The sequence below is a fragment of the Exiguobacterium sp. MMG028 genome, from assembly GCF_027947425.1.
Taxonomy (GTDB): domain Bacteria; phylum Bacillota; class Bacilli; order Exiguobacteriales; family Exiguobacteriaceae; genus Exiguobacterium; species Exiguobacterium aestuarii_A.
The window spans coordinates 1,356,858-1,381,381 of the sequence record NZ_JAQJIN010000001.1 but is presented as its reverse complement, the minus strand read 5'-3'; the positions used below and the strand labels follow the sequence as shown (position 1 = coordinate 1,381,381).

21 protein-coding genes and 13 tRNA genes are annotated in these 24,524 nt (G+C 47.2%); 29 read left to right on the top strand and 5 right to left on the bottom strand.

Annotated features, from left to right (window positions below; translation table 11 throughout):
• Positions 1-11 precede the first annotated feature (11 nt).
• From PJK55_RS07230 to PJK55_RS07140, 19 genes are all read left to right on the top strand, one after another.
• Positions 12-102: transfer RNA gene (locus PJK55_RS07230), tRNA-Ser, on the top strand.
• Positions 103-122: 20 nt separating this feature from the next.
• A tRNA-Glu gene (locus PJK55_RS07225) sits at positions 123-197 on the top strand.
• A 16-nt stretch (positions 198-213) separates the two neighbouring features.
• A tRNA-Met gene (locus PJK55_RS07220) sits at positions 214-287 on the top strand.
• A gap of 9 nt (positions 288-296) precedes the next feature.
• A tRNA-Asp gene (locus PJK55_RS07215) sits at positions 297-372 on the top strand.
• Positions 373-403: 31 nt separating this feature from the next.
• Positions 404-479 (top strand) — tRNA-Phe (locus PJK55_RS07210).
• 5 nt (positions 480-484) lie between these two features.
• Positions 485-568, top strand: a tRNA-Tyr gene (locus PJK55_RS07205).
• Positions 569-571: 3 nt separating this feature from the next.
• Positions 572-642: transfer RNA gene (locus PJK55_RS07200), tRNA-Trp, on the top strand.
• Positions 643-658: 16 nt separating this feature from the next.
• Positions 659-734 (top strand) — tRNA-His (locus tag PJK55_RS07195).
• Between the two features lie 7 nt (positions 735-741).
• A tRNA-Gln gene (locus tag PJK55_RS07190) sits at positions 742-816 on the top strand.
• A 4-nt stretch (positions 817-820) separates the two neighbouring features.
• A tRNA-Gly gene (locus PJK55_RS07185) sits at positions 821-895 on the top strand.
• Positions 896-905: 10 nt separating this feature from the next.
• A tRNA-Cys gene (locus PJK55_RS07180) sits at positions 906-979 on the top strand.
• A gap of 9 nt (positions 980-988) precedes the next feature.
• Positions 989-1,069, top strand: a tRNA-Leu gene (locus tag PJK55_RS07175).
• Between the two features lie 66 nt (positions 1,070-1,135).
• Positions 1,136-2,059: a HEAT repeat domain-containing protein gene (locus PJK55_RS07170; protein WP_271305250.1), complete on the top strand. Its 924-nt coding sequence runs from the start codon at positions 1,136-1,138 to the stop codon at positions 2,057-2,059.
• A 336-nt stretch (positions 2,060-2,395) separates the two neighbouring features.
• Positions 2,396-2,466, top strand: a tRNA-Gly gene (locus tag PJK55_RS07165).
• Positions 2,467-2,533: 67 nt separating this feature from the next.
• Positions 2,534-3,682, top strand: coding sequence for a tRNA epoxyqueuosine(34) reductase QueG (queG, locus tag PJK55_RS07160; protein ID WP_271305249.1), 1,149 nt, complete (start codon positions 2,534-2,536; stop codon positions 3,680-3,682).
• Positions 3,663-4,103, top strand: a complete 441-nt coding sequence (locus tag PJK55_RS07155; protein WP_271305248.1) for a methylated-DNA--[protein]-cysteine S-methyltransferase — start codon at positions 3,663-3,665, stop codon at positions 4,101-4,103. The genes queG and PJK55_RS07155 overlap by 20 nt, the downstream gene beginning before the upstream one ends.
• Positions 4,104-4,115: 12 nt before the next feature.
• Positions 4,116-4,589 carry a tRNA (uridine(34)/cytosine(34)/5-carboxymethylaminomethyluridine(34)-2'-O)-methyltransferase TrmL gene (gene trmL / locus PJK55_RS07150; RefSeq protein ID WP_026826698.1) on the top strand — a complete coding sequence of 158 codons (474 nt, stop codon included), beginning with the start codon at positions 4,116-4,118 and terminating at the stop codon, positions 4,587-4,589.
• Between the two features lie 228 nt (positions 4,590-4,817).
• Complete coding sequence (locus PJK55_RS07145; RefSeq protein ID WP_074032604.1) at positions 4,818-5,375, top strand: DUF5366 family protein; 558 nt, start codon at positions 4,818-4,820, stop codon at positions 5,373-5,375.
• On the top strand, positions 5,372-6,247 hold the full coding sequence (locus PJK55_RS07140) for a hypothetical protein (protein WP_271305247.1): 876 nt from the start codon (positions 5,372-5,374) through the stop codon (positions 6,245-6,247). Before PJK55_RS07145 ends, PJK55_RS07140 begins: the two co-directional genes overlap by 4 nt.
• 48 nt (positions 6,248-6,295) lie before the next feature.
• Here the strand turns inward: PJK55_RS07140 and PJK55_RS07135 are convergent, their stop codons facing one another.
• The gene (locus PJK55_RS07135; RefSeq protein ID WP_271305246.1) at positions 6,296-8,083 is read right to left on the bottom strand and encodes a transglycosylase domain-containing protein; all 1,788 of its coding nucleotides are present in this window, start codon (positions 8,081-8,083) and stop codon (positions 6,296-6,298) included.
• 154 nt (positions 8,084-8,237) lie between these two features.
• On the opposite strand from PJK55_RS07135, the gene PJK55_RS07130 reads away from it, so the two are divergent.
• From PJK55_RS07130 to PJK55_RS07115, 4 genes are read left to right on the top strand one after another with little or no spacing between them, the layout of a single operon-like run.
• Positions 8,238-9,392, top strand: a complete 1,155-nt coding sequence (locus tag PJK55_RS07130) for a glucose-1-phosphate adenylyltransferase (protein WP_271305245.1) — start codon at positions 8,238-8,240, stop codon at positions 9,390-9,392.
• A complete protein-coding gene (gene glgD / locus PJK55_RS07125; protein ID WP_271305244.1) occupies positions 9,334-10,527 on the top strand; it encodes a glucose-1-phosphate adenylyltransferase subunit GlgD in 1,194 nt (397 codons plus the stop codon). The genes PJK55_RS07130 and glgD overlap by 59 nt, the downstream gene beginning before the upstream one ends.
• Positions 10,528-10,537: 10 nt before the next feature.
• On the top strand, positions 10,538-11,971 hold the full coding sequence (gene glgA, locus PJK55_RS07120) for a glycogen synthase GlgA (protein ID WP_271305243.1): 1,434 nt from the start codon (positions 10,538-10,540) through the stop codon (positions 11,969-11,971).
• 22 nt (positions 11,972-11,993) lie between these two features.
• Positions 11,994-14,426 carry a glycogen/starch/alpha-glucan phosphorylase gene (locus PJK55_RS07115; RefSeq protein WP_271305242.1) on the top strand — a complete coding sequence of 811 codons (2,433 nt, stop codon included), beginning with the start codon at positions 11,994-11,996 and terminating at the stop codon, positions 14,424-14,426.
• Positions 14,427-14,479: 53 nt separating this feature from the next.
• On the opposite strand, the gene PJK55_RS07110 is transcribed toward PJK55_RS07115, so the two are convergent.
• On the bottom strand, positions 14,480-15,295 hold the full coding sequence (locus PJK55_RS07110; protein WP_271305241.1) for a sulfurtransferase: 816 nt from the start codon (positions 15,293-15,295) through the stop codon (positions 14,480-14,482).
• A 100-nt stretch (positions 15,296-15,395) separates the two neighbouring features.
• Between PJK55_RS07110 and PJK55_RS07105 the strand changes: the two genes are divergently transcribed.
• The 3 genes from PJK55_RS07105 to PJK55_RS07095 all read left to right on the top strand — a co-directional run bounded on the left by PJK55_RS07105 (position 15,396) and on the right by PJK55_RS07095 (position 18,655).
• The gene (locus PJK55_RS07105) at positions 15,396-17,123 is read left to right on the top strand and encodes a phospho-sugar mutase (protein WP_271305240.1); all 1,728 of its coding nucleotides are present in this window, start codon (positions 15,396-15,398) and stop codon (positions 17,121-17,123) included.
• A 126-nt stretch (positions 17,124-17,249) separates the two neighbouring features.
• Positions 17,250-18,008: a transporter substrate-binding domain-containing protein gene (locus PJK55_RS07100; RefSeq protein WP_214696234.1), complete on the top strand. Its 759-nt coding sequence runs from the start codon at positions 17,250-17,252 to the stop codon at positions 18,006-18,008.
• Positions 18,005-18,655, top strand: coding sequence for an amino acid ABC transporter permease (locus tag PJK55_RS07095; RefSeq protein WP_015880920.1), 651 nt, complete (start codon positions 18,005-18,007; stop codon positions 18,653-18,655). Before PJK55_RS07100 ends, PJK55_RS07095 begins: the two co-directional genes overlap by 4 nt.
• A gap of 42 nt (positions 18,656-18,697) precedes the next feature.
• Here the strand turns inward: PJK55_RS07095 and PJK55_RS07090 are convergent, their stop codons facing one another.
• Together PJK55_RS07090 and PJK55_RS07085 are read right to left on the bottom strand one after the other, a co-directional pair.
• On the bottom strand, positions 18,698-19,795 hold the full coding sequence (locus PJK55_RS07090; protein WP_271305239.1) for an ABC transporter ATP-binding protein: 1,098 nt from the start codon (positions 19,793-19,795) through the stop codon (positions 18,698-18,700).
• Between the two features lie 104 nt (positions 19,796-19,899).
• A complete protein-coding gene (locus PJK55_RS07085; RefSeq protein WP_271305238.1) occupies positions 19,900-20,751 on the bottom strand; it encodes a PucR family transcriptional regulator in 852 nt (283 codons plus the stop codon).
• Positions 20,752-20,820: 69 nt separating this feature from the next.
• On the opposite strand from PJK55_RS07085, the gene PJK55_RS07080 reads away from it, so the two are divergent.
• From PJK55_RS07080 to PJK55_RS07070, 3 genes are all read left to right on the top strand, one after another.
• Complete coding sequence (locus tag PJK55_RS07080) at positions 20,821-21,912, top strand: DUF445 domain-containing protein (RefSeq protein WP_442899496.1); 1,092 nt, start codon at positions 20,821-20,823, stop codon at positions 21,910-21,912.
• A gap of 36 nt (positions 21,913-21,948) precedes the next feature.
• Positions 21,949-22,320, top strand: coding sequence for a YlbF family regulator (locus PJK55_RS07075; RefSeq protein ID WP_074032614.1), 372 nt, complete (start codon positions 21,949-21,951; stop codon positions 22,318-22,320).
• Positions 22,321-22,447: 127 nt separating this feature from the next.
• Positions 22,448-24,226, top strand: a complete 1,779-nt coding sequence (locus PJK55_RS07070) for an SLC13 family permease (protein ID WP_271305236.1) — start codon at positions 22,448-22,450, stop codon at positions 24,224-24,226.
• A gap of 50 nt (positions 24,227-24,276) precedes the next feature.
• Here the strand turns inward: PJK55_RS07070 and PJK55_RS07065 are convergent, their stop codons facing one another.
• Entirely contained in the window at positions 24,277-24,495 is a 219-nt protein-coding gene (locus PJK55_RS07065) for a YhzD family protein (RefSeq protein WP_074032616.1), read from the bottom strand.
• Between the last annotated feature and the right edge of the window lie 29 nt (positions 24,496-24,524).

Genomic DNA, 24,524 nt, shown 5'->3' with positions numbered 1-24,524 from the left:
CTTTCTCTTTTGGAGAGCTGTCCGAGTGGCCGAAGGAGCACGATTGGAATTCGTGTAGGCGGCAAAACCGTCTCAAGGGTTCGAATCCCTTGCTCTCCGCCAGTTTTTCAAAATTCAAAAATGGCCCGTTGGTCAAGCGGTTAAGACACCGCCCTTTCACGGCGGTAACACGGGTTCGAATCCCGTACGGGTCACCATTTAATTTTATATCGTCGCGGGGTGGAGCAGTCTGGTAGCTCGTCGGGCTCATAACCCGAAGGTCGTCGGTTCAAATCCGGCCCCCGCAATTAATGTCCGGTCTCGTGGTGTAGGGGTTAACATGCCTGCCTGTCACGCAGGAGATCGCGGGTTCGAATCCCGTCGAGACCGCCATTTTTATTTTTAGAAAATCAAGACTACATATGGCTTTGTAGCTCAGTTGGTAGAGCAAAGGACTGAAAATCCTTGTGTCGGCGGTTCGATTCCGTCCAAAGCCACCATATGTGGGGGGGTAGCGAAGTGGCTAAACGCGGCGGACTGTAAATCCGCTCCCTCGGGTTCGGCGGTTCGAATCCGCCCCCCCCCACCACTTAGGGGCATAGTTTAGCGGTAGAACTACGGTCTCCAAAACCGTCAGCGCGGGTTCGATTCCTGCTGCCCCTGTTTTAATTTAATCATGGCGATTGTGGCGAAGTGGTTAACGCACCGGATTGTGATTCCGGCATTCGAGGGTTCAATTCCCTTCAGTCGCCCCATTATTATTGGGCTGTAGCCAAGTGGTAAGGCATCGGATTTTGATTCCGACATGCGAAGGTTCGATCCCTTCCAGCCCAGCCATTTTGCGGAAGTAGTTCAGTGGTAGAATACGACCTTGCCAAGGTCGGGGTCGCGGGTTCGAATCCCGTCTTCCGCTCCAATGACTTTTTGGCGCCATAGCCAAGTGGTAAGGCAGAGGACTGCAACTCCTCTATCGTCGGTTCGATTCCGACTGGCGCCTCCAACATAATATGCCGGTGTGGCGGAATTGGTAGACGCGCACGACTCAAAATCGTGTTCCTCTGGAGTGTCGGTTCGACTCCGACCACCGGTATCCGTATGACTCTAACTGAGGTTAGGGTCTTTTTTGTATATAAAAATGTATTGAGGTGATCTTGATATGACGGAGCAACAATTACTCGATTTAATCGAACGAATGAATCACCAAGGTGATACAGATACGAGTGATGACTCCATCTCGTGGCATGCATTTCGTTATGCCGAGACGCTACGAGACCGGACTATCATTCCTCTCGCAATCGATTTGGTCGAGCGATTAGAATCGCATGAACAACGTGACTCACTATATTTTATCCTCTACCATATTGGGCGACACCTAGGTGATCGTGATGTCTTTTTATTTCTCGTTGATCGGTTAGGTCTTGAATCGAACAAATATGTACTGTCGAGTTTATTAGGGCATCTCGCAACACTAGACGATGGGTATCAAGGGATTGTATCTGTAAAACAATTGGTTCCGTATGCGACACACTCCGCTTGGCAGGTTAAATATGATGCTATTCAGGTATTTCATCTTTGTGATCCAATTGAAGCCGAATGTTTCTTACGTACCCAATTAACGGTTCAAGCTCATGATGCAATGGCTCTTCAATATCTTGTTGGAGAACTGTCGTACGTAGGAAACAAGGAAACGATTCCGTCTCTTATCAAGCTAGCAGAACATCAGAACGGAGGCGTAGCATCATCTGCGATTCGAACACTTACACAACTCAGCGATGAGTCGCTATTACCTCTATTTATTGAATGTATGAGTCGTCGGTCGATTGAAGTGAAGTATGAAGCAATGTATGCGATTAGTGTTCATGGGAATGAAAGTGCTATCCCGGTCATCATCCAACGTGTCCGGCAACTGATTAGTCGAAAGCGAATCGTTAAGGATGATGCTTTAATTGTGGCGATGACTTTTCTTTCTCGCTATCCTGATCACGTAGACGTGATTCGAATATTTGACTGGACGATTAAGAAAAAGTGGGATTTCTTGTTTTCTTATGAACAAGAGTGGCTGCGGCGACAGAATATTTGATCTTAGAAAGAGCATCCTGAAACTTACTTGAATGAATCTCCATTGTGAGAAGGAGTGAGGGCAAAATAACCATACCTAAGATTCCTTCCTTTAGATCAATATGTATCAATCAGGACGCTTGATGGAGTTGACATATGCCGAGACAGAAGGGCATGGACGAACATTTCGTGTAATCAGACCACTTGAATCGTTATTTGTACAGGCATAATATTAGTGATTAAGGTATATTGAAATATTTTTTTCGGTGATTCCAGAAAAACTTACGAATACTTGTTGACAGTTTAATGGTATAGGTGTATATTAACTGTAGTCGCTTGAACGACAACAATATTTCATGCGGGTGTAGTTTAATGGTAAAACCTCAGCCTTCCAAGCTGATGACGAGAGTTCGATTCTCTTCACCCGCTTCATATCTCTCTGCCGAGTGGCGGAGAGATTTTTTGTATGCGAAAATATATAAAGGAGGTGAACGGAATGGACCCGTACACAATAAAACAACAAATCCTTGAGTATGCCGAAACCATCGGAATCGACGAGTTGAAAGTGACGACGGCTGATCCGTTCATCGTCATGAAACAGCGACTCATTCGACAGCAAGAGAAAGGGTTTGCCTCTGGGTTTGAAGAGCCCGACCTAGAGAAGCGTACAAACCCGGAACTCTTACTCGAAGAAGCCCAGTCAATCATTGCGATTGCGATTGCCTATCCAAGTAAGTTGAAGGACGCACCCCGTAGTGTCGCTGGAGAGAGGCGAGGGCTATTTGCCCGAGCCTCATGGGGTCTAGATTACCATCGCGCCGTCGGTAATCGATTAGAGCAGCTTCAAACGTATATTGAAGAGCTGGTTCCTGGAGTGCGTACGCGCTCGATGGTCGACACGGGTGAGCTCGTAGACCGGGCCGTCGCTGAACGAGCCGGAATCGGCTTCAGCGGAAAAAACTGCTCCATCATCTCACCTGAGAAGGGATCGTACTTATATTTGGGGGAAATGATTTTAGACGTTTACTTGCCACCGGATGAAGCGATTGAAGATGGGTGTGGCGACTGTAATAAATGTATGACGGCCTGCCCGACGACAGCACTCGTTGAACCGGGCGTACTAGATGCGAAACGCTGCATCGCCTATTTAACTCAAATGAAAACGTTGATGCCACGAGAGTTTCGTTCGAAACTTGGAGGGCGCCTATACGGATGTGATACGTGCCAGCAAGTCTGCCCGTACAACCGTAAAAAGGATTGGCGTCACCATGAAGAACTGTTACCGGAAGCAGAAATCGTCAAACCGCTCTTAGAGCCGCTCTTGACATTGAGTAACCGAGAGTTCAAACAAAAATTCGGACATTTATCTGGCGCATGGCGTGGAAAGAAACCGATTCAGCGAAATGCGATTTTGGCACTAGCACATTATCGTGAACCATCTGCGATTCCGATTTTACGTGAATTTATTAGGAATGATGAACGAGAGGACATGCGAGCGACTGCGGTATGGGCGATCGGTGCAATTCTTGGTCCTGATGCCGAATCGATTTTTGAAGAAATTGAACGTAAAGAAGTGTCTGACATGGTACATGAAGAGATTCGTATCTATCGAGAGGAGTGGACACATGAAGATCGTGTCGTCTAAATGGGGACCGTTAGCGTATGAATTAAACGCAGCAGGCAAACTGACAGCTCTTGAGTTCACCACACATGAACCGTCAGAAGAAGCTCCTGACTGGTTACAACATCTTATGATGCGCGTCGAGCAGCATGGGTTCCATGAATCAGATCGTGCCTACATTGAAATGAAGGGAACACCATTTCAACAGGAAGTATGGGATGCGTTGTTGACGATTCCATACGGTGAGACACGGACATATAAACAAATTGCAGAACAAATCGGTCGACCGAAAGCTGTTCGTGCCGTCGGCCAAGCGCTCAACCGAAATCCGTTACCGATTTTATTTCCGTGTCATCGGGTGATTGGAAGCAGTGGAAAGCTTGTCGGCTTTGCAGGAGGGTTGTCTGAAAAGCAACGCCTACTTGAATTTGAAATGAAAAAGTGAGGGAAATGAACTATGGCGATTCATGTCGTAATGTTTCAACCAGAAATACCAGCAAATACAGGAAACGTCTCACGTACGTGTGCGGCGACAAACTCGGTTCTTCATTTGATTCGTCCGCTCGGCTTCTCGACGGATGATAAAATGTTGAAGCGTGCAGGGTTAGATTACTGGCAATTTGTCGATGTACGCTACCATGACTCGTTAGAGGAATTGTGGGAGAAGCATCCGGACGGACAGTTCTTCTATATCACGAAGTACGGAGAACAATATCCGAGCGATTTAGACGTTTCGGACGTAGAAGGCGACTACTTCTTTGTGTTCGGTCGTGAAACGAAAGGATTACCGATGGAAGTGATTGAGAACAACTTAGACCGTTGTATCCGTCTTCCACAATCGAACCTCGTCCGTTCATTGAACGTGTCGAATACAGCTGCCATTATTGTATATGAGGCTCTACGCCAACAGGGATATGCAGGGTTGAAATAAAAAAAGAGCCGGATTCTTACGAATCCCGGCTCTTATTCGTTACCCTCAGGTTTACGGTTATATCCAGCTGTCAAAATCGCTGCGAGGAAGACGACGCTGATTCCAACCATCAATAATAGGCCCATCCAAAAATCCCCCTTTTAATCTCCATAACTATAAATAGTATAATATACTTGGTAGTAGAATTGCACTGAATATAAGAAATTACTGTGAAATTGGAGAAGGAACATGAAAACGAATGTGTACTTACTGAGCTATGCACCACTCATCGGAATTATTTTGTTTTCCATGTCACTTGCGATTGCGACGTCCGAGTATGTGATCCAGTGGCTGAATCAAATTGGCGTATATAGTGAAATCATTGAACTGTTATCCGTGCAAGAAACGAAAGTATTCGTACTCGTCGTGTTCTTCACCATCTTCTTTATGTTGTTTAGTGCACTCAAACTGGTCGCCGATACGTTCAATCAACTCGGCTTCGCTTTTTTTGCGCGAGAAACAAACGGGACGTCACTCCATCGACTTAAGCCTGGAGCGATTATCTTCCTCATCGGTTCTGGGATCAGTTTTCTGTTTCTGAATACATTACTTGCTGTCATGGCCGTCCTTGTCTGTACGTTATTGATGTATCTCTTTTACTACGTCTGGCAAGTGAGTCAATCGATGTCCGTTCCCCGTGCAATCGGCTTGTTGCTCATGCAAGGTGTCATGTGGGCGACATTGATCAGTGGATTAGGGTGGTCGATTCTGCGGCTGTTTAACTCTGTCGGAGATATCATCTTATGAGAGAAAAATTTGAGCCGACGTTTGATGAAATAGAGGCGTGGTGTCAGACGTTTGTTCCAAAAGAAACGTTGTACTGGATCGATGCTACTTTCTTTGAAGATTTGCCGAGTAGTGTCCTCATTTTACCGAGAGAAGAGTTTTCCCGTCACCCCGCTTATAAAAATCCGCATCTTTCGAATGCCTATCTGACATGGATGATGGGAGAAGGCGTCACACATGTTGTGCATGCCCAGTCAAACGCGATTGATGGTTTACGTCAGGACGTCAAGTCCCGTATTCTTGAATATCAGGTGAAGGCGAATCGTGGGCTTGTTTTACCTCTTACGGTTGAGCAGCGGAATGAGGTATCCGATGACGCGGTCGTGGAGAGGGATGGGCAATCTTTCATTGTCTTACATGAATCGAATTGGAATGAACTTTCATCGAAAACTCGTCATTCCCTTGTATTCAGTTATGCGAAAGAATGGGATGCATGGGAAGGGGAACGATGTGATGAACGGACACCAGCTCATCTTGCTACATATGCGAACACATTTCCGATACATGAGGGGAGTAACTGTCTGGCTGCGACATTATATGCAACCACACAAAGCGAGTGGATGATTCATCAATGGGTTCATCCAGAGACGTTTCTTCAAACGATTTTACAGAGCAGTTTTGAAACGGTGACGGATGCTGTGCCGGAAGCAGGTGACGTCCTTACTTTTTGGAACGAACAAGAGCAACTAGTTCACGCCAGTTACTGTGTTCGAGAAAACCTATATTTCAACAAGCACGGTCAAGTTCGTTTTAACCCATGGAAACTCATAAATCACGATGAATTATTGAAACACTGGGGGAATTATCATATGCGAATCGAACGCAGAGTGTGAGTCATCAAAAAAAGAGTCAGCTGATAAAATTCGGCTGACTCTTTTTAATCAATGTGCCTCTGTCCAGACGATTGCCGGGTAAGCACGGTTGGCAAGTTCGGGGAACGGTCGAGGCGTGTCGGCCCCAAGCCAAATGGCGGTGATCGTTTGATCTGTAAGTCCGACGTACCACATATCTTTATTATCGTTCGTCGTCCCTGTCTTTCCTCCGAGGTACTCATAATCACGTTTCACCTTACTCGCGTAACGTCCCGTCCCGTATGTCGTGACGGTCGTTAAAGCCTTCTTCATCGTAGTCATCGTATCGGGAGACCAGACTGCCTCCTCGGTCAAGATAGGAGTCAATGCGGGCTCGCCAGACTTGAATGTAATTTCTTTGATCGTATGACCGGATGTATAGACGCCTTTGTTTAAGAACGGTGTGTAGGCGGCAGCAAGCTCTTTCGGGGAGACCCCTTGCGTGAGACCGCCGAGCGCGCTCGCCAAGTTCTCGTCCTGTTCATCCCATTGACTGAACATCATATCGGCGGTCTCATAGGCGCGTGGTTGATCAACGACAGAGAAAGCAGCCAAGGCCGGCGTGTTGTAGGAATAGGCGACCGCATCTTTCAATAACACATCGCCTAACACACGATTATGACTGTTACCTGGACAATAAGAACCATAGCAAGCTGGTCGTCCATCGAGAACCGTCTCAAGCGTCGCCCCCGTCTCTTCAATGAATGGGGCGAACACAAGAATCGGTTTGATTGCGGACCCCGGTTGACGATAGGCTTGCGTTGCGCGGTTGAATTCACCGACTTGTGTCATTTCCGAATCAACCATCGCCACGATTCGTCCTTGTGGTGTCACTTCCGTATATCCTCCGTTTAACCCGGATGGAAGCTGACTCATCACGCGCTTCGCATTCGTCTGTTTGGCTGTCGATAAATACGTCTCGATCGTTGCTTCATGCGTCGATAAATAATCTCGTGCTTCGGCATCATCCAAATCGTATCGAGAGCGTACTAACTGAATCGCTTCACGAACGACCGTATCCATATAGTCCGGATATTGAATCGTTTGACTTCGATAAGCGGCTTGCAGTTTCACACCATGATATTGATCGTAGGCGCTTTTTGAGATGGCGCCCGCCTCGAATAGTTGTGTCAAAATCCGGTCTTTTCGCTCGAAATAAGCATCTGACGGATTGAGCGGATCATAGAGTGACGGATTGTTCGGTACCGTCAACAAATACGCGAGTTGATTCCAGTTGAGGTCGGCGAGCGGTCTCGAGAAGTATGTATCGGCCGCAGATTGAATGCCATATACGTTATGTCCGAAGAAAATGACGTTGCTATAAGCAGTTAAAATTTCTTTCTTGCTATAGTTTTCTTCCAATGCTCGTGCAATCAATAATTCCTTCACTTTTCGTTCATATGTCCGTTCATGCGTGAGATAAACATTTCGTGCGAGCTGTTGGGTGATTGTACTTCCACCTTGAACAGATGTCTCGTTCGCGTTATTAATAAATGCCCGGGCAATCCCGCTCAAATCGTAGCCGGGATGGGCATTAAATTTTCGGTCTTCAATGATCATGATGGCTTCTTGAATGTGCTCAGGTAATGCCTTTGGGGAGACATCATTTCGGCGACCTGCCAAGTAAATCTGCTGTTCGCCACCGTTGTACGCGAGCGTGATCGCATGCTTCGACGAGAGTGGTTGTTCTGACACTAGTTCTTGTCCCCAAGATAAAATTTCATCTGTCTTTTCGATTTCTTCTTTCAATGCATTCGCAAGCGTCAAAGAAGTTGCTAATAGTCCTGCAAAAAACAAGATTCCAATCCAAGCTCTCATCGTTTCACCTCTTTCTATTCATTATATCGTCAAATTTACAAAAAAATAAAAATGTAAACGTTATCATATAATAATTCGAGAAGGAATACTTTAGGAAAGAGCGAAAAAGGGTAAAAGGGATTGTATATTACGATTTTGAGGAGGCTTATTATTTATGAAGCAAGAAATGGTTGCGATGCTCCTTGCGGGAGGAGAAGGGAAGCGATTGGGGCCTCTCACGCGAAAAACGGCTAAACCAGCCGTTAACTTTGGCGGAAAGTACCGAATCATCGATTTCCCATTGTCAAACTGTACGAACTCGGGAATTACAACAGTCGGGGTGTTGACACAATACGAGCCACTTGAATTGAATCGTTACTTAGGAATTGGGACGGCATGGGATTTAGATCGTCGTAACGGGGGCTTAGCCATTCTCCCACCTTACCAAGCACAGTCGGGGAAAAATTGGTATGAAGGGACAGCGAACGCGATCTATCGTAACTTGAGCTACATCGACGATTACGAACCGGATTACGTCTTGATCCTTTCAGGAGACCACATCTACAAGATGGACTACGAGAAGATGCTCGAAGCCCACAAAGAAAAACAAGCTGATGTGACAATCTCCGTCATGGAAGTTCCATGGGACGAAGCGCCGCGTTTCGGGATTTTGAACACGGCGGATGATCTTCGCATCAATGAATTTGAAGAGAAACCTGAAGAGCCGAAGAGCAACTTGGCATCGATGGGGATTTATATCTTCAACTGGAGCGTCTTGCGCGAGCATTTGATTAAAGACGCTGAGGATGAGACGTCAAGCTTTGACTTCGGAAAGAACATCATTCCAAACACGCTTCTCCAAGGACTTGATGTTTTCGCCTATAAATTTAAAGGCTACTGGAAGGACGTTGGAACGATTCAATCGCTTTGGGAGGCGAATATGGACCTTCTTGAGGAAGATCCACCATTCGATTTGTATGACCCGAACTGGAAAATCTATTCGGTCAACCCGAATCAGACGCCGCAATATATCGGTAAAGATGCCTGCGTCGAACAGTCTGTGATCAATGAGGGTTGTCATATCGAAGGAGAAGTCCAACATTCGGTCTTGTTCTATGACGTTCGTGTCGGAGAAGGGTCGCTCGTGAAAGACTCGGTCATCATGCCCGGGGCTAGAATCGGGAAAGATGTAACAATTCACAGAGCCATTGTCGCAAGCTGTGCAGTCATTGAAGACGGCGCGACAGTCGGTGAGCCAGGTGGTGAAATCGTTGTTATTGAACCACACGAAAATATTGAAAGCGGAACCGTCTTCAAACAACGAGTTTGAAACGAGTAAAGATCGACGCAAGGAGGCGTTACTGTTGACGAACGATTTATTAGGAGTCATTAACTTAGGAACGGAGCAAGGTCTGTTTCCGGAATTTACAGGACATCGTAATATGGCATCGGTCCCATTCTCAGGGCGTTATCGTCTGATTGATTTCACATTGACGAATATGATCACACAAAACATCAGTCAAGTCGGAATCTTCACGTTAGATAATTATAGCTCTTTAATGGATCATCTCGGCTCGGGTAAAGATTGGGATTTGGACCGTTCACAGGGGGGGCTTCACATTTTCCCTCCTGCCTTAAAACCTGACGGAGAGGCATATCTTGGCGATTTAGCGAACTTCTCGATACACCGAGAACACTTCGTTCGCAGCAAACAACCGTATGTCGTCATTACAGGATCGAACGTGTTGACAACGATTGACTATAACGACATGCTCGAACATCATAAATCGATTGGTGCGGACATCACGCTCGCCTATACGACGCACGAACAGAAGTGTGGCTACTGTCGTCCGATTCGCCTTGGTGAGAACGACCGTGTCGTCGGCGTGTCAGAACGTGGCTTTTCACCAGATGATGAGTACGCTTATACCGAAACCATCATCATGTCGAAAAATCTCTTTATGCGTCTCGTCGACGAAGCGACGTCAAAAGGAGAATATGATTTATTAGATGGTGTTATTCGTCCGCAGCTCCATCGGTTGCATGTTCACGGTTACCATTATGTCGGGAAAATGCAAGTCATTCACTCGGTGCTCTCTTACTATAACGAAAGCATGCGATTGCTTCGTGGGGAAGGAATCATCTATGATTTCCCACATATTTATACAAAGATTAAACATGAACCACCGACTCGTTATTTGAAAGGTGCGAAAGTGAATGAAGCACTCGTGGCGAACGGGTGTAAGATTCATGGTGAAGTTCAAAACAGTATTCTCTTCCGTGGTGTTCAAGTGAGTAAGCACGCACGCGTGAAAAACTCAATTATTTCGTCGAAGTCGATCATTGAAGAAGGAGCTGTCGTCGAAAATGCGATCCTTGATAAGGAAGTCGTCGTAAAACGAGGGCAGGTCATCCGAGGTACAATCGACGAACCGATTGTCATCGCGAAACGAACAGTGGTGTGAGGAGGATTTTATGAAAATTTGGTATGTTGCTTCAGAAGCGGCACCGTTCATGAAAACGGGGGGGCTCGCCGACGTTGTCGGTTCGCTCCCTCAAGCGGTGGCGGATTTAGGAGAAGAAGTGAGTGTCGTCATGCCGAAATATGGCTCGATTGCTGCTGAATATGTGGACGAGATGGAGTATTTATTTGACCTCATCGTTCCGGTCGGTTGGCGGAAGCAATTCGGCGCGGTCTTGAGATTAGAGCGAGATGGCATCACATATTACTTCATCGATAACGAATACTACTTTAAACGTGACGGTGTCTTATATGGGCACTTTGATGATGCGGAACGCTTCGCCTTCTTCTCACGGGCGGTCCTTGAGATGATTGGAAAGATGGAAGAAGTGCCTGATGTTCTTCATTGCCACGACTGGCAGACCGGCATTTTACCGGCCTTTCTACGAATTCACTATCAACATATTGAAGCGTATCAACACATTCGCACGGTTTATACCATCCATAACCTGCAATACCAAGGGATTTTCCCGGAAGAGATTCTCGGCGAACTATTACAGTTCGGTCATGAACATTTTACGGCCGAAGGGATTCAACATAACGGTCTCGTCAACTATATGAAAGCTGGAATTGTGCATTCCGATCAAATTACGACCGTCAGCCCGTCTTATCGGGATGAAATCATGGAACCGTATTATGGGGAAGGTTTAGACGGGGCACTCCGTCATCGCGCGGTTGACGTGCGAGGGATTTTAAATGGCATCGATTTAGCGACGAATGATCCAAACACAGATGCGCGAATCGAACAGACGTATAACCTCGATACGTACAAAGAAGGAAAGCTCGCGAATAAACGAGTGTTGCAAGAACGACTCGGTCTAGAAGTGCGAGATGATGTCATGCTCATCGGGTTTGTCAGCCGCCTTGTCGACCAAAAAGGGCTCGATTTAATTAATGGTGTATTTGAAGAACTTGGTCAACTGCCATGCCAATTTGCATTCCTTGGTTCAGGACAACCAGAATATGAAGGAATCGTTCACGAGATGACAGCAGCACATCCAGGTAAAGTGGGCTCTTATATCGGTTTTGACATCGAACTCGCTCACTTGATTTACGCTGGATCGGATGCTTTTTTAATGCCGTCACGTTTTGAGCCGTGTGGACTCAGTCAATTGATTTCCATGCGCTACGGAACATTGCCGATTGTCCGTGAGACGGGTGGACTTCGTGACACGGTGAAGCCGTATAACGAATTCACACAGGAAGGGACCGGATTCGGGTTCATGAACTATAATGCTCATGAGATGCTAGCAACGATCGAAAAAGCGATTCGTGTCTTCTATGAGAAAGAAAATTGGCATGCCCTCGTCCATCAGGCGATGACCGCGGACTTTAGCTGGAAACAATCCGCCAAGCAATATCGTGAGTTATATCATTTATTCGCATGAGTGGAAGGAGCTAACTTGATTTATGTTCACAGATAAACAGAGCTTTGTCGACGCGTTTAAAGAACGATTCATCGCATTAAATGGGAAGTCGATTGAGGATGGGACAGAGCAGGAAGTGTATCAAACCTTGGCAACGATGGTACGCGAACAAGCCATGCCAAAATGGATTCACACGCGAGACCGTCAAGAAGAAAAACATAGTAAACAAGTCATCTACTTCTCGCTTGAGTTTTTATTAGGCCGTTTCTTGTACAACAATTTGTTGAGTCTAGACGTGTTAGAACTCGTCAAAGAAGGACTTGAGGATCTCGGATACGACTTCACGGACATCACGGAGTTAGAACCAGAACCGGGACTTGGGAATGGGGGACTTGGTCGCTTAGCAGCCTGCTTCCTCGATTCATTGGCTGCGCTCAGTCTGCCTGGGCACGGAAACGGCATCCGTTACCGCTATGGTCTTTTCAAACAAAAGATTGTCGATGGATATCAAGTCGAGTTACCGGACAACTGGCTCCGTGACGGAAATATGTGGGAGACGAGACGTCAGGATAAAGCAGTTGATATCAACTTCGGTGGATGGATTGAGATGAAGCAAATCGGAGACCGATTACGCGTCGTCCATCATCCGGATGAAGTCGTAAGAGCGGTACCGTACGATATGCCGATCATCGGCTACCAAAATGACGTCGTGAATACGTTACGTCTTTGGAACGCGGAGTCACCGCTTGATGATGAGACATATTTGGAGAAAACGAAGGGCACGTACAAAGACTTGTTGCGACACAAACAATCGATTGCGACCATTTCGGAATTTTTGTATCCAGATGATACGACGTATGAAGGAAAAGTACTACGTTTGAAACAACAGTACTTCTTTGTGTCTGCGGGGATTCAATCGATGCTTGCTTCCTATGTGAAGCGCAATAAGTCGCTTAAACAATTAGGCGATCACTATGCGATTCATATTAACGATACACACCCGGTTGTCGCGATTCCTGAATTGATGCGAATCTTGATGGATGAGCATGGGTATGGTTGGGATGAGGCGTGGCGCATCACGAAGAGCGTCATGTCGTTCACGAACCATACGCTACTCGCTGAGGCGCTTGAGAAATGGCCGGTCGAGATGTATCAACGTCTATTACCTCGCGTATATCAAATTATCGAGGAGATCAATCGTCGCTTCTGTCGGGATGTATTGGTCAACTATCCTCACCTTGAATCACATATGGGTGAAATCGCAATCGTGTCGAATGAGCATATCAACATGGCCAACTTGGCTGTCGTCGGCTCTCATTCCACGAACGGGGTTGCCCAAATCCATACCGATATTTTAAAACAGCGTGAGATGCGTTACTTATATGAGATGTTCCCACTGCGCTTCAACAACAAGACGAACGGGATCACGCATCGACGTTGGCTATTGAAATCGAATCCGCGACTGTCTGACGCAATCACGGAAGCGATTGGACCATCATGGATCGAACATCCGAACGACTTGGAAAAGTTGATGGGTGTCTCGAAAGATAAGAGCTTCCAAGAAACCGTGATGGATGTGAAACAACAAAATAAATTTGATTTGGCTGCTTATATTCAGGAGGAGACGGGAGAAACGATTGACCCGCATTCTATTTTTGACGTTCAAGTCAAACGTCTCCACGCCTATAAGCGTCAGCTCCTGAATGCCCTTCATATCCATGCACTTTATTTGAAGATTCAAGCGGATCCGACGTTTACGATGGTTCCTCGTACATTTATTTTTGGCGCCAAGGCGGCACCGGGGTACTATTACGCGAAAGAAATCATTCGCTACATCAATGCCCTTGCCACGTTGATCAATAAAGATAAGCGGGCGAGCCAATTCATTAAAGTCATCTTCCTTGAGAACTATCGTGTCTCGATGGCAGAACGTATTTTCCCAGGCTCTGACTTGAGCGAACAAATCTCGACAGCGAGCTACGAGGCGTCGGGTACCGGAAACATGAAGTTCATGATGAACGGTGCGTTAACAATCGGTACGTTAGACGGTGCCAATATCGAGATTCGTGACGCGGTCGGAGACGACCATATCTTTATTTTTGGATTATCCCCACAAGAAGTCATGAACTATAAAAAGTTCGGGGGATACCATGCGGCGGAAATTTATCATGCCCACCAAGAAATTAAAGATGTGGTCGATGGTCTCGTCAACGGTACATTCGATAAGGTCGGTGAATATCAATTCCAGTCGATCTTCGACTCACTCCTCGTCTATAACGATGATTTCCTCGTATTGAAAGACTTCATCTCCTATATGCGAGCACAGCGACGCGTCGACGAAGTCTTCAGCGACCGCTCGCGTTGGGCAGAGAGCTCAATCGTCAACACGGCAAAATCGGGAATCTTCTCGAGCGACCGTACCATTACGGAATATGCAAACGCAGTCTGGAACATTAAACCGACGAGCGTCAAATAAAGATTATTTTGGAATAACATTAACTTCGGTGTAAAATAAAAACGATCCACCCTTTATGGGTGGACCTCGTTTTCTGGATAGCTGATCCAGTCAGAATAGGATCCGGGGTAAAGTCGAACATCGTCTTTCCCAAGAGCGTGAAGCGCCAAAATGTTGACGCAGGCGGTCACGCCGCTACCGCAATAAAAGATTGGATTGTCGACGGAAAGAACATCCTTGTAGAGTTCTTTTAAATCGTGAAAGTCTTCTAATGTACCTAGCTCTGTGATGGCCTCGGCATAAGAACAGAGCAATGCGTTCGGGATATGACCTGCTTTTTTGTCAATCGGCTCATGTGTCCCGTTAAACCGATCTTCTGTTCGCGAATCATAGAGTGTACCGCTCGTGGCGGCTTTCACTTCTTCGAGTGTCGCGATCATGTCGTCTTTAAAATCTGGAGCATAGTCACTCGCTGGATAGTTCGGTACCTCAGTCGTGGTCTCACCGCAATAAGTGATGCCAGATTGAATGCCGCCTTCTAGGACGACGACCCGTTCGTGACCGGCCCATTTGAAGAGCCACCACGCACGAGCGGCGAATGGGAAGCCGTCATCATAAATGACGACCAAATCTTCTTTTTTCAAGCCGATGCGACGGAGTGTTTCCGTCCACGCCTCTTTTGAAGGGAGCGGGTGACGCCCGCCATGTTCGCCAAGCGGACCGGACAAGTCTTCCATCAAATCGAGAAAGACAGCGTTCGGAAGGTGTCCCTTTCGGTAGACATATTTACCATAGGACGCGTCGTTTAGTGAATATCGGCAATCGATGAAACGAATCGAGTTCGTATGCACGATTTGTTTTAATTCTTGGGCACGCATTGTTGGAAACATTAATATCACCTCGAGGTTTCGTTACTCTCATCGTATACAAGATGGAAGCAATTGGCGAGTACTTCGATTGAATTTTTTGAGGGTGAAAGGGGAATGAATCATGACATGGCAACAAACGTATGACCGTTGGAATCAATTTGAAGGACTTGAGCCTCATTTACGTGCGGAACTTGAGGAGCTCGCAAAAGATGAGACAACGTTAGAAGACGCATTTTATAAGACGCTTGAGTTCGGGACAGGCGGGATGCGCGGAGAAATCGGACCGGGTGCGAACCGAATGAACGTATATACGATTCGAAAAGCGTCACAAGGCTTTGCTGACTTTATCGCAGCTTCGGGAGAAGAAGCGAAACGTCACGGCGTCGTGATCGCCCATGATTCGCGCCACTTTTCACCAGAGTTTGCATTAGAGGCGGCAAGGACACTTGCGTCAAACGGAATCAAGACATACTTGTTCCCAAGTTTGCGCGCCACACCGGAACTCTCGTTTGCCGTACGTCACTTGAATGCGTTCGGTGGTATTGTCATCACGGCGAGTCATAACCCGCCTGAATACAACGGGTTCAAAGTGTATGGGGCAGACGGTGGACAGCTTCCGCCAGCAGAAGCAGATGAACTCGTCAGTTACGTCAATGCGATTGAAGATGAGTTGAAGATTGATATCGAAGATGAGGCGGCGCTTCGTCAAACAGGACTACTCGTCACAGTGGACCCATCTGTCGATGAGGCTTATATGGAAGCACTCCAGTCGATTCGAATTCATCGTGACGTACAGGACAGTCCCCTTCAAATCGTGTATTCGCCACTCCATGGGACGGGACGCCGTCCGGTTATGGAAGGATTGAAAGCGTATGGGTTTGACCATGTGACGATTGTAGAGGAGCAAGCAGAACCAGATGGTGCTTTCCCAACCGTCAGTTATCCGAACCCAGAAGAAAAAGCTGCGTTTAAACTGGCGATGGAATATGGGGATCGTGTCGGGGCCGATTTGCTCATGGCGACCGACCCGGATGCAGACCGTGTCGGCTTGACAGTACGTGGACGTGACGGGGAATGGTTCGTCTTGACCGGTAACCAGACAGGTGCGCTCTTGATGGATTATATCTTGTCACAGAAGAGTGAGACGGGGACACTCCCATCGAACGGTTTTGTCGCCAAGACGATCGTCACGTCGGAACTTGGGGCCGAGATTGCGAAAGCATACGGCGTGCATCTTGAGAACACGTTGACGGGATTCAAGTTCATCGGTGAGAAAATCAAGCAATATGAAGAATCAGGCGAATATGAATTCCTCTTTGGCTATGAAGAGAGCTACGGCTATTTAATCGGTGACTTCTGCCGTGACAAAGATGCCGTTCAGGCTTGTCTACTCGCAGCGGAAATGGCTGCATACCATAAACAGCACGGTCGAACGCTTTACGATGCGTTGCAGTCGATTTATGAAAAGTACGGTTTCTATGAAGAGTCATTACAGTCGATGACGTTGAAAGGGAAAGCCGGTCTCGAACAAATCGGGCGTATGATGGAAGCGTTCCGTGCCAATCCACCGAAAGAAGTCGGGGGATATGAAGTCGTGCGTTTCGAGGACTATAAGAAGCAAGTGGCGACTGACTTACGGACGAACACGTCTGAAGCGATCGAATTGCCATCATCGAACGTATTGAAATTCGTCTTTGCCGACGGGTCTTGGTTCTGCCTTCGCCCATCTGGCACAGAACCGAAAATCAAGTTTTACTTTAGTGTGCATGCGGATCGCGCCGAGAAGACGACAGCGAAACGTGAAGCGATTGAAGCGGACGTCATGAAACAGGCGAAAGCCATCGATTGATGGGAAACATCACTCTAGCGATAGGGTGATGTTTTTTGTTTGACATGAAGACATCACCCCAGTATGATGAGGATATTGTTTAAAACCGTGTAATCATATAAGGATTATAGGAAAGGCGGAATCATCATGAAAAAGACATTAACAAGCGTACTCGCAATCGGAGCTTCAGTCGGGCTTCTCGCAGCTTGCGGTAACGAGACAGACAGTGGAGCGGACGAAGCAGTCATCACTGTCGGGACAGAGGCGACATATCCACCATTCACATACAAAGATAAAGGTGAATTGATGGGATATGATATCGACGTCTTGAACGAAGCGGCAGAACGTGCCGGATATAAAGTAGAGTATGAGGCAATGGACTTCAAAGGACTCGTTCCAGCACTTGATGCAGAACGCATCGATATGATTGCCAACCAAATGAGCATCACACCTGAGCGTGAAGAGAAGTATGCGTTCTCTGACCCGTATGCGGTATCAGGAGCTCAAGTCATCGTTGGTTCGGATAACAACGACATCCAAGGCGTAGACGACCTCGACGGTAAATTAGTCGGATCGACACAAGGTTCAGTCTATGCGCAAATGGCTGAAGAAGCTGGCGCTGAAGTGAAATACTACAAAGGGGCGAACCAAGTGCTTCAAGACCTCGAAGTCGGTCGTCTTGATGCAGCATTGAACGACCGTCTCTTCATCTTGACAGAGCTTGAAAAAACAGGCTATGACGTTAAAGCAGTCGGTGACATCTTCAATACGAGTGAAGCTGGATTCATGACACGTCAAGATAGCGACGTTCTTGAGAAGTTGAACGATGCACTTGCGGAAATGAAAGAAGACGGTACGATGCAAGAAATCGGTGAGAAGTACTTCGGTGAGGACATCAGTCAATGAATGAACTGATCACGACCGTCATAGATAACCGCTCGGTCTATCTTGAAGCCGTCCAGCTCACGTTGATCGCCAGTGTCCTGTCGATTCTTCTCGCCTTGGCGCTCGGTCTGATCATCGCTTTACTTCATAGTAGCCCGATTAAAATCGTACGGTTGTTCACGCGGACGTACATTTCGTTCTTCCGTGGAACACCGCTCTTACTGCAACTTTTGATTTTGTATGTCGGTCTCACTGGGTTCGTGCAACTCAGTGGGATGCAGGCGCTCATCTTTGGACTCGGATTCCACTTTGCGGCCTATATCTCGGAAGCGTTCCGGGCAGCCATCAACTCTGTCGACAAAGGACAGGTTGAGGCGAGTGTCGCGTTAGGCATCCCGAAAATGAAGCGTTTCAAAGACATTATTTTCCCACAGGCGCTTTCGCGCGCCATCCCGCCTGTCTCGAACTCGGTCATCGACATTATCAAGTCGACGTCACTCGGTTCGGTCATCGCGGTTCAGGAATTAACGTATGTGTCTGACCAAATTGCCGCAACGACGTATTTGGTCATGCCGTTACTCTTGTTCTCGGCTTCGATTTATTGGATTTTATCGACCTTGATTCAAGCCGGTCAACACAAACTCGAACAGCGTTACGCGATTCGATAAGAAAAAGCCTCGATTCAGACGAATCGAGGCTTTTTGTATGGCTTAACGGATGACTTGTTCAGTTTCTCCGTCGAAGAAGTGTGCTTTTGTCATATCGAGTGCGAGTTCGACATCGTCGCCCATGTGGATGTTCGAGCGGCCGTCAACGCGTGCTGTGAACTGGTGTCCACCAAGCTCTGCGTAGAGGTAAGACTCTGAACCCATGAGCTCAGCGACGTCGATGTGCGCTTTGAACGTGTGTGTTGTTGGTGAATCGATGTAGATTGGCTCATCATGGATCGATTCTGGACGAATCCCGAGGACGAGTTCTTTTCCGACGTAGCCACGATCACGAAGCGTCTTCATTTTTCCTTCTGGAACGTTGACTTCTTCACCATTCGTGATGAATTTACCTTCAGCGAGTGTGCCGCGGAAGAAGTTCATCGAAGGTGAACCGATGAAGCCAGCGACGAAGATGTTGTCTGGGTTGTCGTATACTTCTTTCGGCGAACCGACTTGTTGGATGAGACCATCTTTTAAGATGACGATGCGCGTTGCGAGTGTCATCGCCTCTGTTTGGTCATGGGTAACGTAAATTGTCGTTGTGTCCAAACGGTTGTGAAGTTGGATGATCTCTTTACGCATTTGTACACGAAGTTTCGCATCCAAGTTTGAGAGCGGCTCATCCATCAAGAAGACTTTTGCATCACGAACGATGGCACGGCCGATGGCGACACGCTGACGCTGTCCACCTGAGAGCGCTTTTGGTTTACGTTCGAGGTACTCTTCCAACCCGAGAATACGAGCAGCGTCTTGTACGCGACGGTCAATCTCGTCTTTCGGGAACTTACGAAGCTTCAAGCCGAATGCCATGTTGTCATAAACACTCATGTGCGGATAGAGCGCGTAGTTTTGGAAGACCATGGCGATATCACGATCTTTAGGAGCGACGTCGTTCATTCGTTTCCCGTCGATGATAAAGTCACCGTTTGAAATCTCTTCAAGACCTGCGATCATACGAAGTGTCGTCGATTTACCGCAACCAGACGGTCCGACGAAGACGATGAACTCACGGTCTTTGATGTGTAAGTTGAAATCGCTGACGGCTTTGACGCCACCATCGTAAATTTTATCAATGTGTTCTAAACGAATTTCTGCCATGTCGTTAGCCTCCTAAAGAATCTGTATGTTTATAATAGCGCTTACAAGAATGATTATATGATGAAACCGCTTGCATTGAATATGGACAAGTTGCACAAAAACCGTTAATCGGATTTGTGCAACGTGACCATTAGTTGAAGGAGACTCGCGTCATAGAACTTCCGTGCATCATAACCGGTCGTCTCGAACAGACGATCAAGTCGGTAATTCAGCGTGTTTCGGTGCATGAAGAGCGCTTTGGCCGTATGGGAGACGTTTAATGAATGACTGAACAATGCCTCAAGCAGTTCAATCGTCGATAGATCAAGCATCTCCATGAGTGAGGCCGTAATATGGTTCCGCTCTTTTAAGTCCTGCTCTTGTAGTAAATAATGGTATAATAATTGACTAGCAGGGTAAGTTTTAGTAGATAGACGAGCGTATGGCATGAGCAGTTGATGTTGACGATATACACGGGCGAGAGGACCTTGAGAACGCTCGCTATAGACAGCGTGTGCTTCGATAAAGCAATCGCTCGCGATGGCACGCAAGACGTCCTCGAACTCCTGAAGGTCAACAAACGTATCTCGTTCGATGAGTTCGATATGTTTGGTTGTGATCAACACGATTTCTGCATGTGGCATGAAATCGTGGATGATGCTGATGAATGATTCGATCGCTTCCTCTTCCGCTTCTTGGAGCGAAAGAGAGATGAGTCGAAACGATTGTTCAAGACGGTACGTCTCATCTTGAAGGCGTTCTTGCCATTTTCGCTGATGTGGGTCGGACTGAAGGAACGGGGTCGCCCACATGCGGAGCAATTGCTGTTCACGTTCGGTCAATTCGAACGCCGGGAGCCCAAATATGGTACCATCTTGCGTCTCGAACCAGTCAAGGTCACCAGATGCATCTTCCGACCGATGGACAGCAGTCGGAAAAATCGCTTTAATACGATCAAACGTATTCAATACTATCACCTCATCAACAATGTATCATATTTCAGATCGGAGGCTTGCAGTTTGGACGGGTTATTAAAGATTTTACTCATGATTGTGATTGGGGCGACGATTGGTGGCGTGACGAACTTTCTCGCCATCAAGATGTTGTTCCGACCACATGAACCGAAATATATCGGTTCATTCCGGATTCCTTTTACACCAGGTCTCATTCCAAAGCGTCGGGATGAATTGGCATCTAGCTTAGGGAAAACGGTCGTCAAACACTTATTGACGCCGGAAGGCATGCGAAAACGATTATTGGATGATCAAGTGACGACGCATATTACACACTTTGCGCAACAAGAAGTTCAGGCGATGCTACGCTCGGATAAAACCGTTCGAGAACTCGTAGAACCTCTCTATCCGAATGCAGAGGCACGCATCCTCACGTCGGCGGATGAAAAGTTACGTGACGAGCTAACGAGCGTCATGGCCGAGGTGAAAGAACGGAAGTTGTTTGAATTGCTTGGAGAAGAAGGAATGGACCGCGTACGAGCAGTCATTCCTGAAATTGTTGACGCACTTCTCGTCAAATCGGAAGAGTATTTTTATTCTCCTGAAGGTGAGGCGCAACTTCGTCATATGGTCGATTCGTTCGTTCAACGTCGACTTGGGTTTATCGCAGGATTTATTCAAAATATGAATTTTGTTGAGATGGTTCGTCCAGAAATCGTCAATATTTTACGAGGTCAGTCGACTCGTGACGGCATGACGACGATGATTACACGTGAGTTCGAACGATTCAGTGAAAAGACGGTCGATACGTTGATGGATGAACGATTAGAAGCTCGACTCATCGATGGCATCACCGAACAAGTCGTCACGCGTTTGCCAATCGGACAATTGTTGGATCGACCGGTCTCGTCGTATACCGAGTCCATCGAATCTCGTGTCGTCGATGAACTCGTGCCTCAAGGGGTCACCCTTGTCATTGAGCGCTTCACGAATCAAATGGAGACGATTATGGACCGCTTAAAAATCGATCAAATCGTACAGCAACAAGTCCAGTCGCTCGACACCTCGTACCTCGAAGAGATCGTGTTATCGATCTCGAAACGAGAGTTCCGGGCAATAACATGGCTTGGAGCGCTGTTAGGTGGTATGATTGGGTTGATTCAAGGGTTAATTGCCATCTTATGATGAGCTAGACCCTAATAGCATTTAGGAGGACGTTACATGTCACAAACAAACTTGTACGACCAAGCTTACCAATTGGAGAAAGCACTTCGCGATTCTGAAGAGTTCACAACACTCTCTTCTTTATACGATCGTGTCAATGCGGATGCGGAAGCGAACCAGTTGTTCGCTGACTTCCGTAACATCCAAATGACGCTTCAACAAAAGCAAATGCAAGGAGAGGAAATCTCTGAGCAGGAAATGATGGATGCGCAAACGAAAATGATGAGCGTTCAACAGAACGAATTAATCATGGAGCTCATGCAAGAAGAGCAACGCATGCACCAGCTCGTTACAGAAGTAACGAAAATCATCATGAAACCACTTGAGGAGCTTTACGCGCCGATGGTGAATGAAAACGAAGTTCAATAAGATGTGAGAAGCGGATGGCGATTGAGCCATCCGTTTTTTTGTTGATGAGATTGTCACAAGATTGGAGTAAGCGTTTTCATAGGGGGTTTATAATGAAAGTAGAATGATAGGGAAAGGGTGAACTGGCATGTGGACCGTGCTCATTCTATTCGGGATGATTATCTTTTTCATAACAGGTTGGCTCCGAGCAGACTTGGTCGCATTGATTGGTCTTTTATGTCTCGTCCTAACTAATCAATTGACGCCGGGTGAGGCGATGGCGGGATTCTCAAATTCAGTCGTCTTGATGATTGCTGGACTGTTCATCGTTGGAGCAGGGTTGTTTCATTCCGGTTTAGCGGAACGATTGGCATCTGCACTCATTCCGTACGCGAACGGAAGTGAGACACGACTCTTTTATTTGTTCATGTTGACCGTCGCCTTGCTTTCAAGCGTCATGTCGAACACAGGGACGGTCGCATTGCTCATTCCTGTCGTCATGGCGATGTCACGACAAATCAAACGATCCGCAAAGACGTATCTGATGCCGCTTGCTTTCTTCTCGAGCATCGGAGGGACGATGACATTGATTGGGACACCGCCGAACCTTGTCGCAGCTGAATCGCTACGAGGTCTAATTGATGTGCCGATCGGCTTCTTTTCTTTGTTCCCAATCGGTGCGGTCGTGATGATTGTCGGCTTGTTCTATTTTCGTCTCGTCGGAAATCGCTTGCTCGAAGATAATCGTTCAAGGGAATGGGATGGAGGCGGTGCAATCGAGACGATCAACCCGAACGTGTATGTCCTGTCGATTGACGAGGTACATCCGTTGATTGGCAAACGACTAAGTGAATTGAAATGGTCGCGTGACGGTATCATCGTACTAAAGGAACGAGTGAAAGGGATAGGGCGGCATTACGAAACTGCTCGCGCTGACACCGTATTGCGTGCCGGGTCGATCCTCGTCAGTGGGGATGAGCAGCGAGTCCGTTCTCTCTCGGAACAACAACACATTCCGTTTCAGCAGGTTGAGGCAACGAACGTCTATGACAAGACCGGTGGCATCGTCATGTTCACGATTCCAGGGTCGAGTCAACTTGTAGGGAGATGTCTTCATGAGAGCCAGTTACGGAATGAATTTCATGTGAACGTCTTGCGTGTCATCCGCCCACAAGAAGAAATTGCACAAGTACGTCTGAAAGATACGCCGCTAAAACAAGGGGACTTGTTGATGGTACAAGGGAAGTGGGAGGATTTAGAGCGAGTTGAACAAGAGGCACGACTTCTCCTCTCGAACGAGCGGGTGACGGACGTAGCGAATCGAACGGTGTCGAGTCATCATCAACTTGCGGCAGGTGTGATCATGGTTATGATGATGACGTTGTTCGTGTTTGAATGGGTTGATCCGACCGTTGCGGTTTGGCTAGCGGCACTGGCGATGGTGATGAGCGGAGCCGTGCGCCACCTAGACATTGCGTATCAATCGATTCAATGGTCTTCACTCGTCTTGATTGCCGCGATGATCCCGGTAGGAACGGCGCTTGAGAAGGCGGGCATCATGACGTGGCTTGTCGACTGGATTGGGTGGTCGTTCGCGGGCTTTGGGCCAGCCTGGGTCCTCGTCGTTTTATTTCTTGCGACGATGGTCCTCAGTCAAATCATCTCGAACACCGCGACCGCTATCTTGTTCATTCCGCTAGCCATCGCTCTATCGGAATCCATGGCGGTCAGTCCAGTCCCGTTCGTCATCGCTGTCGCCATTTCAGCATCCCTTGCTTTCATGACACCGTTCGGTTCTCCGACGAACGCGATGGTGTTTAGTGTAGGAGGCTATCGATTCATGGATTTCGTCAAAGTTGGTGTGCCGTTGCAACTACTCACCGGCATCGTCGGAATCCTGATGATTCTGTTTCTCTTTCCATTCTAACGTTGTGTTGAATAGAGAAAGGCAGACCGTTTATGTCGGTCTGCCTTGTCTTATGATGCCGTTCCTTTTAATTTCCCCGGTAATTTGCAACGTTCGAAATAGATGAGTTGTCCCCGGCGAACGATGCGCGCGCCTTTATGTTCATGCCCTGCTGCTCGAAGCATGTCGAGCCCTTGCTGTTTGGCTGATTGATCATCGCTTGCTTCGAACATTTCGTTCAACACGAGCGTGCCATCATTCTCGAATCCTGTCACCGTGTATGTCTCCATTCACACGACCCCCTTTTTCTCTATTTTAA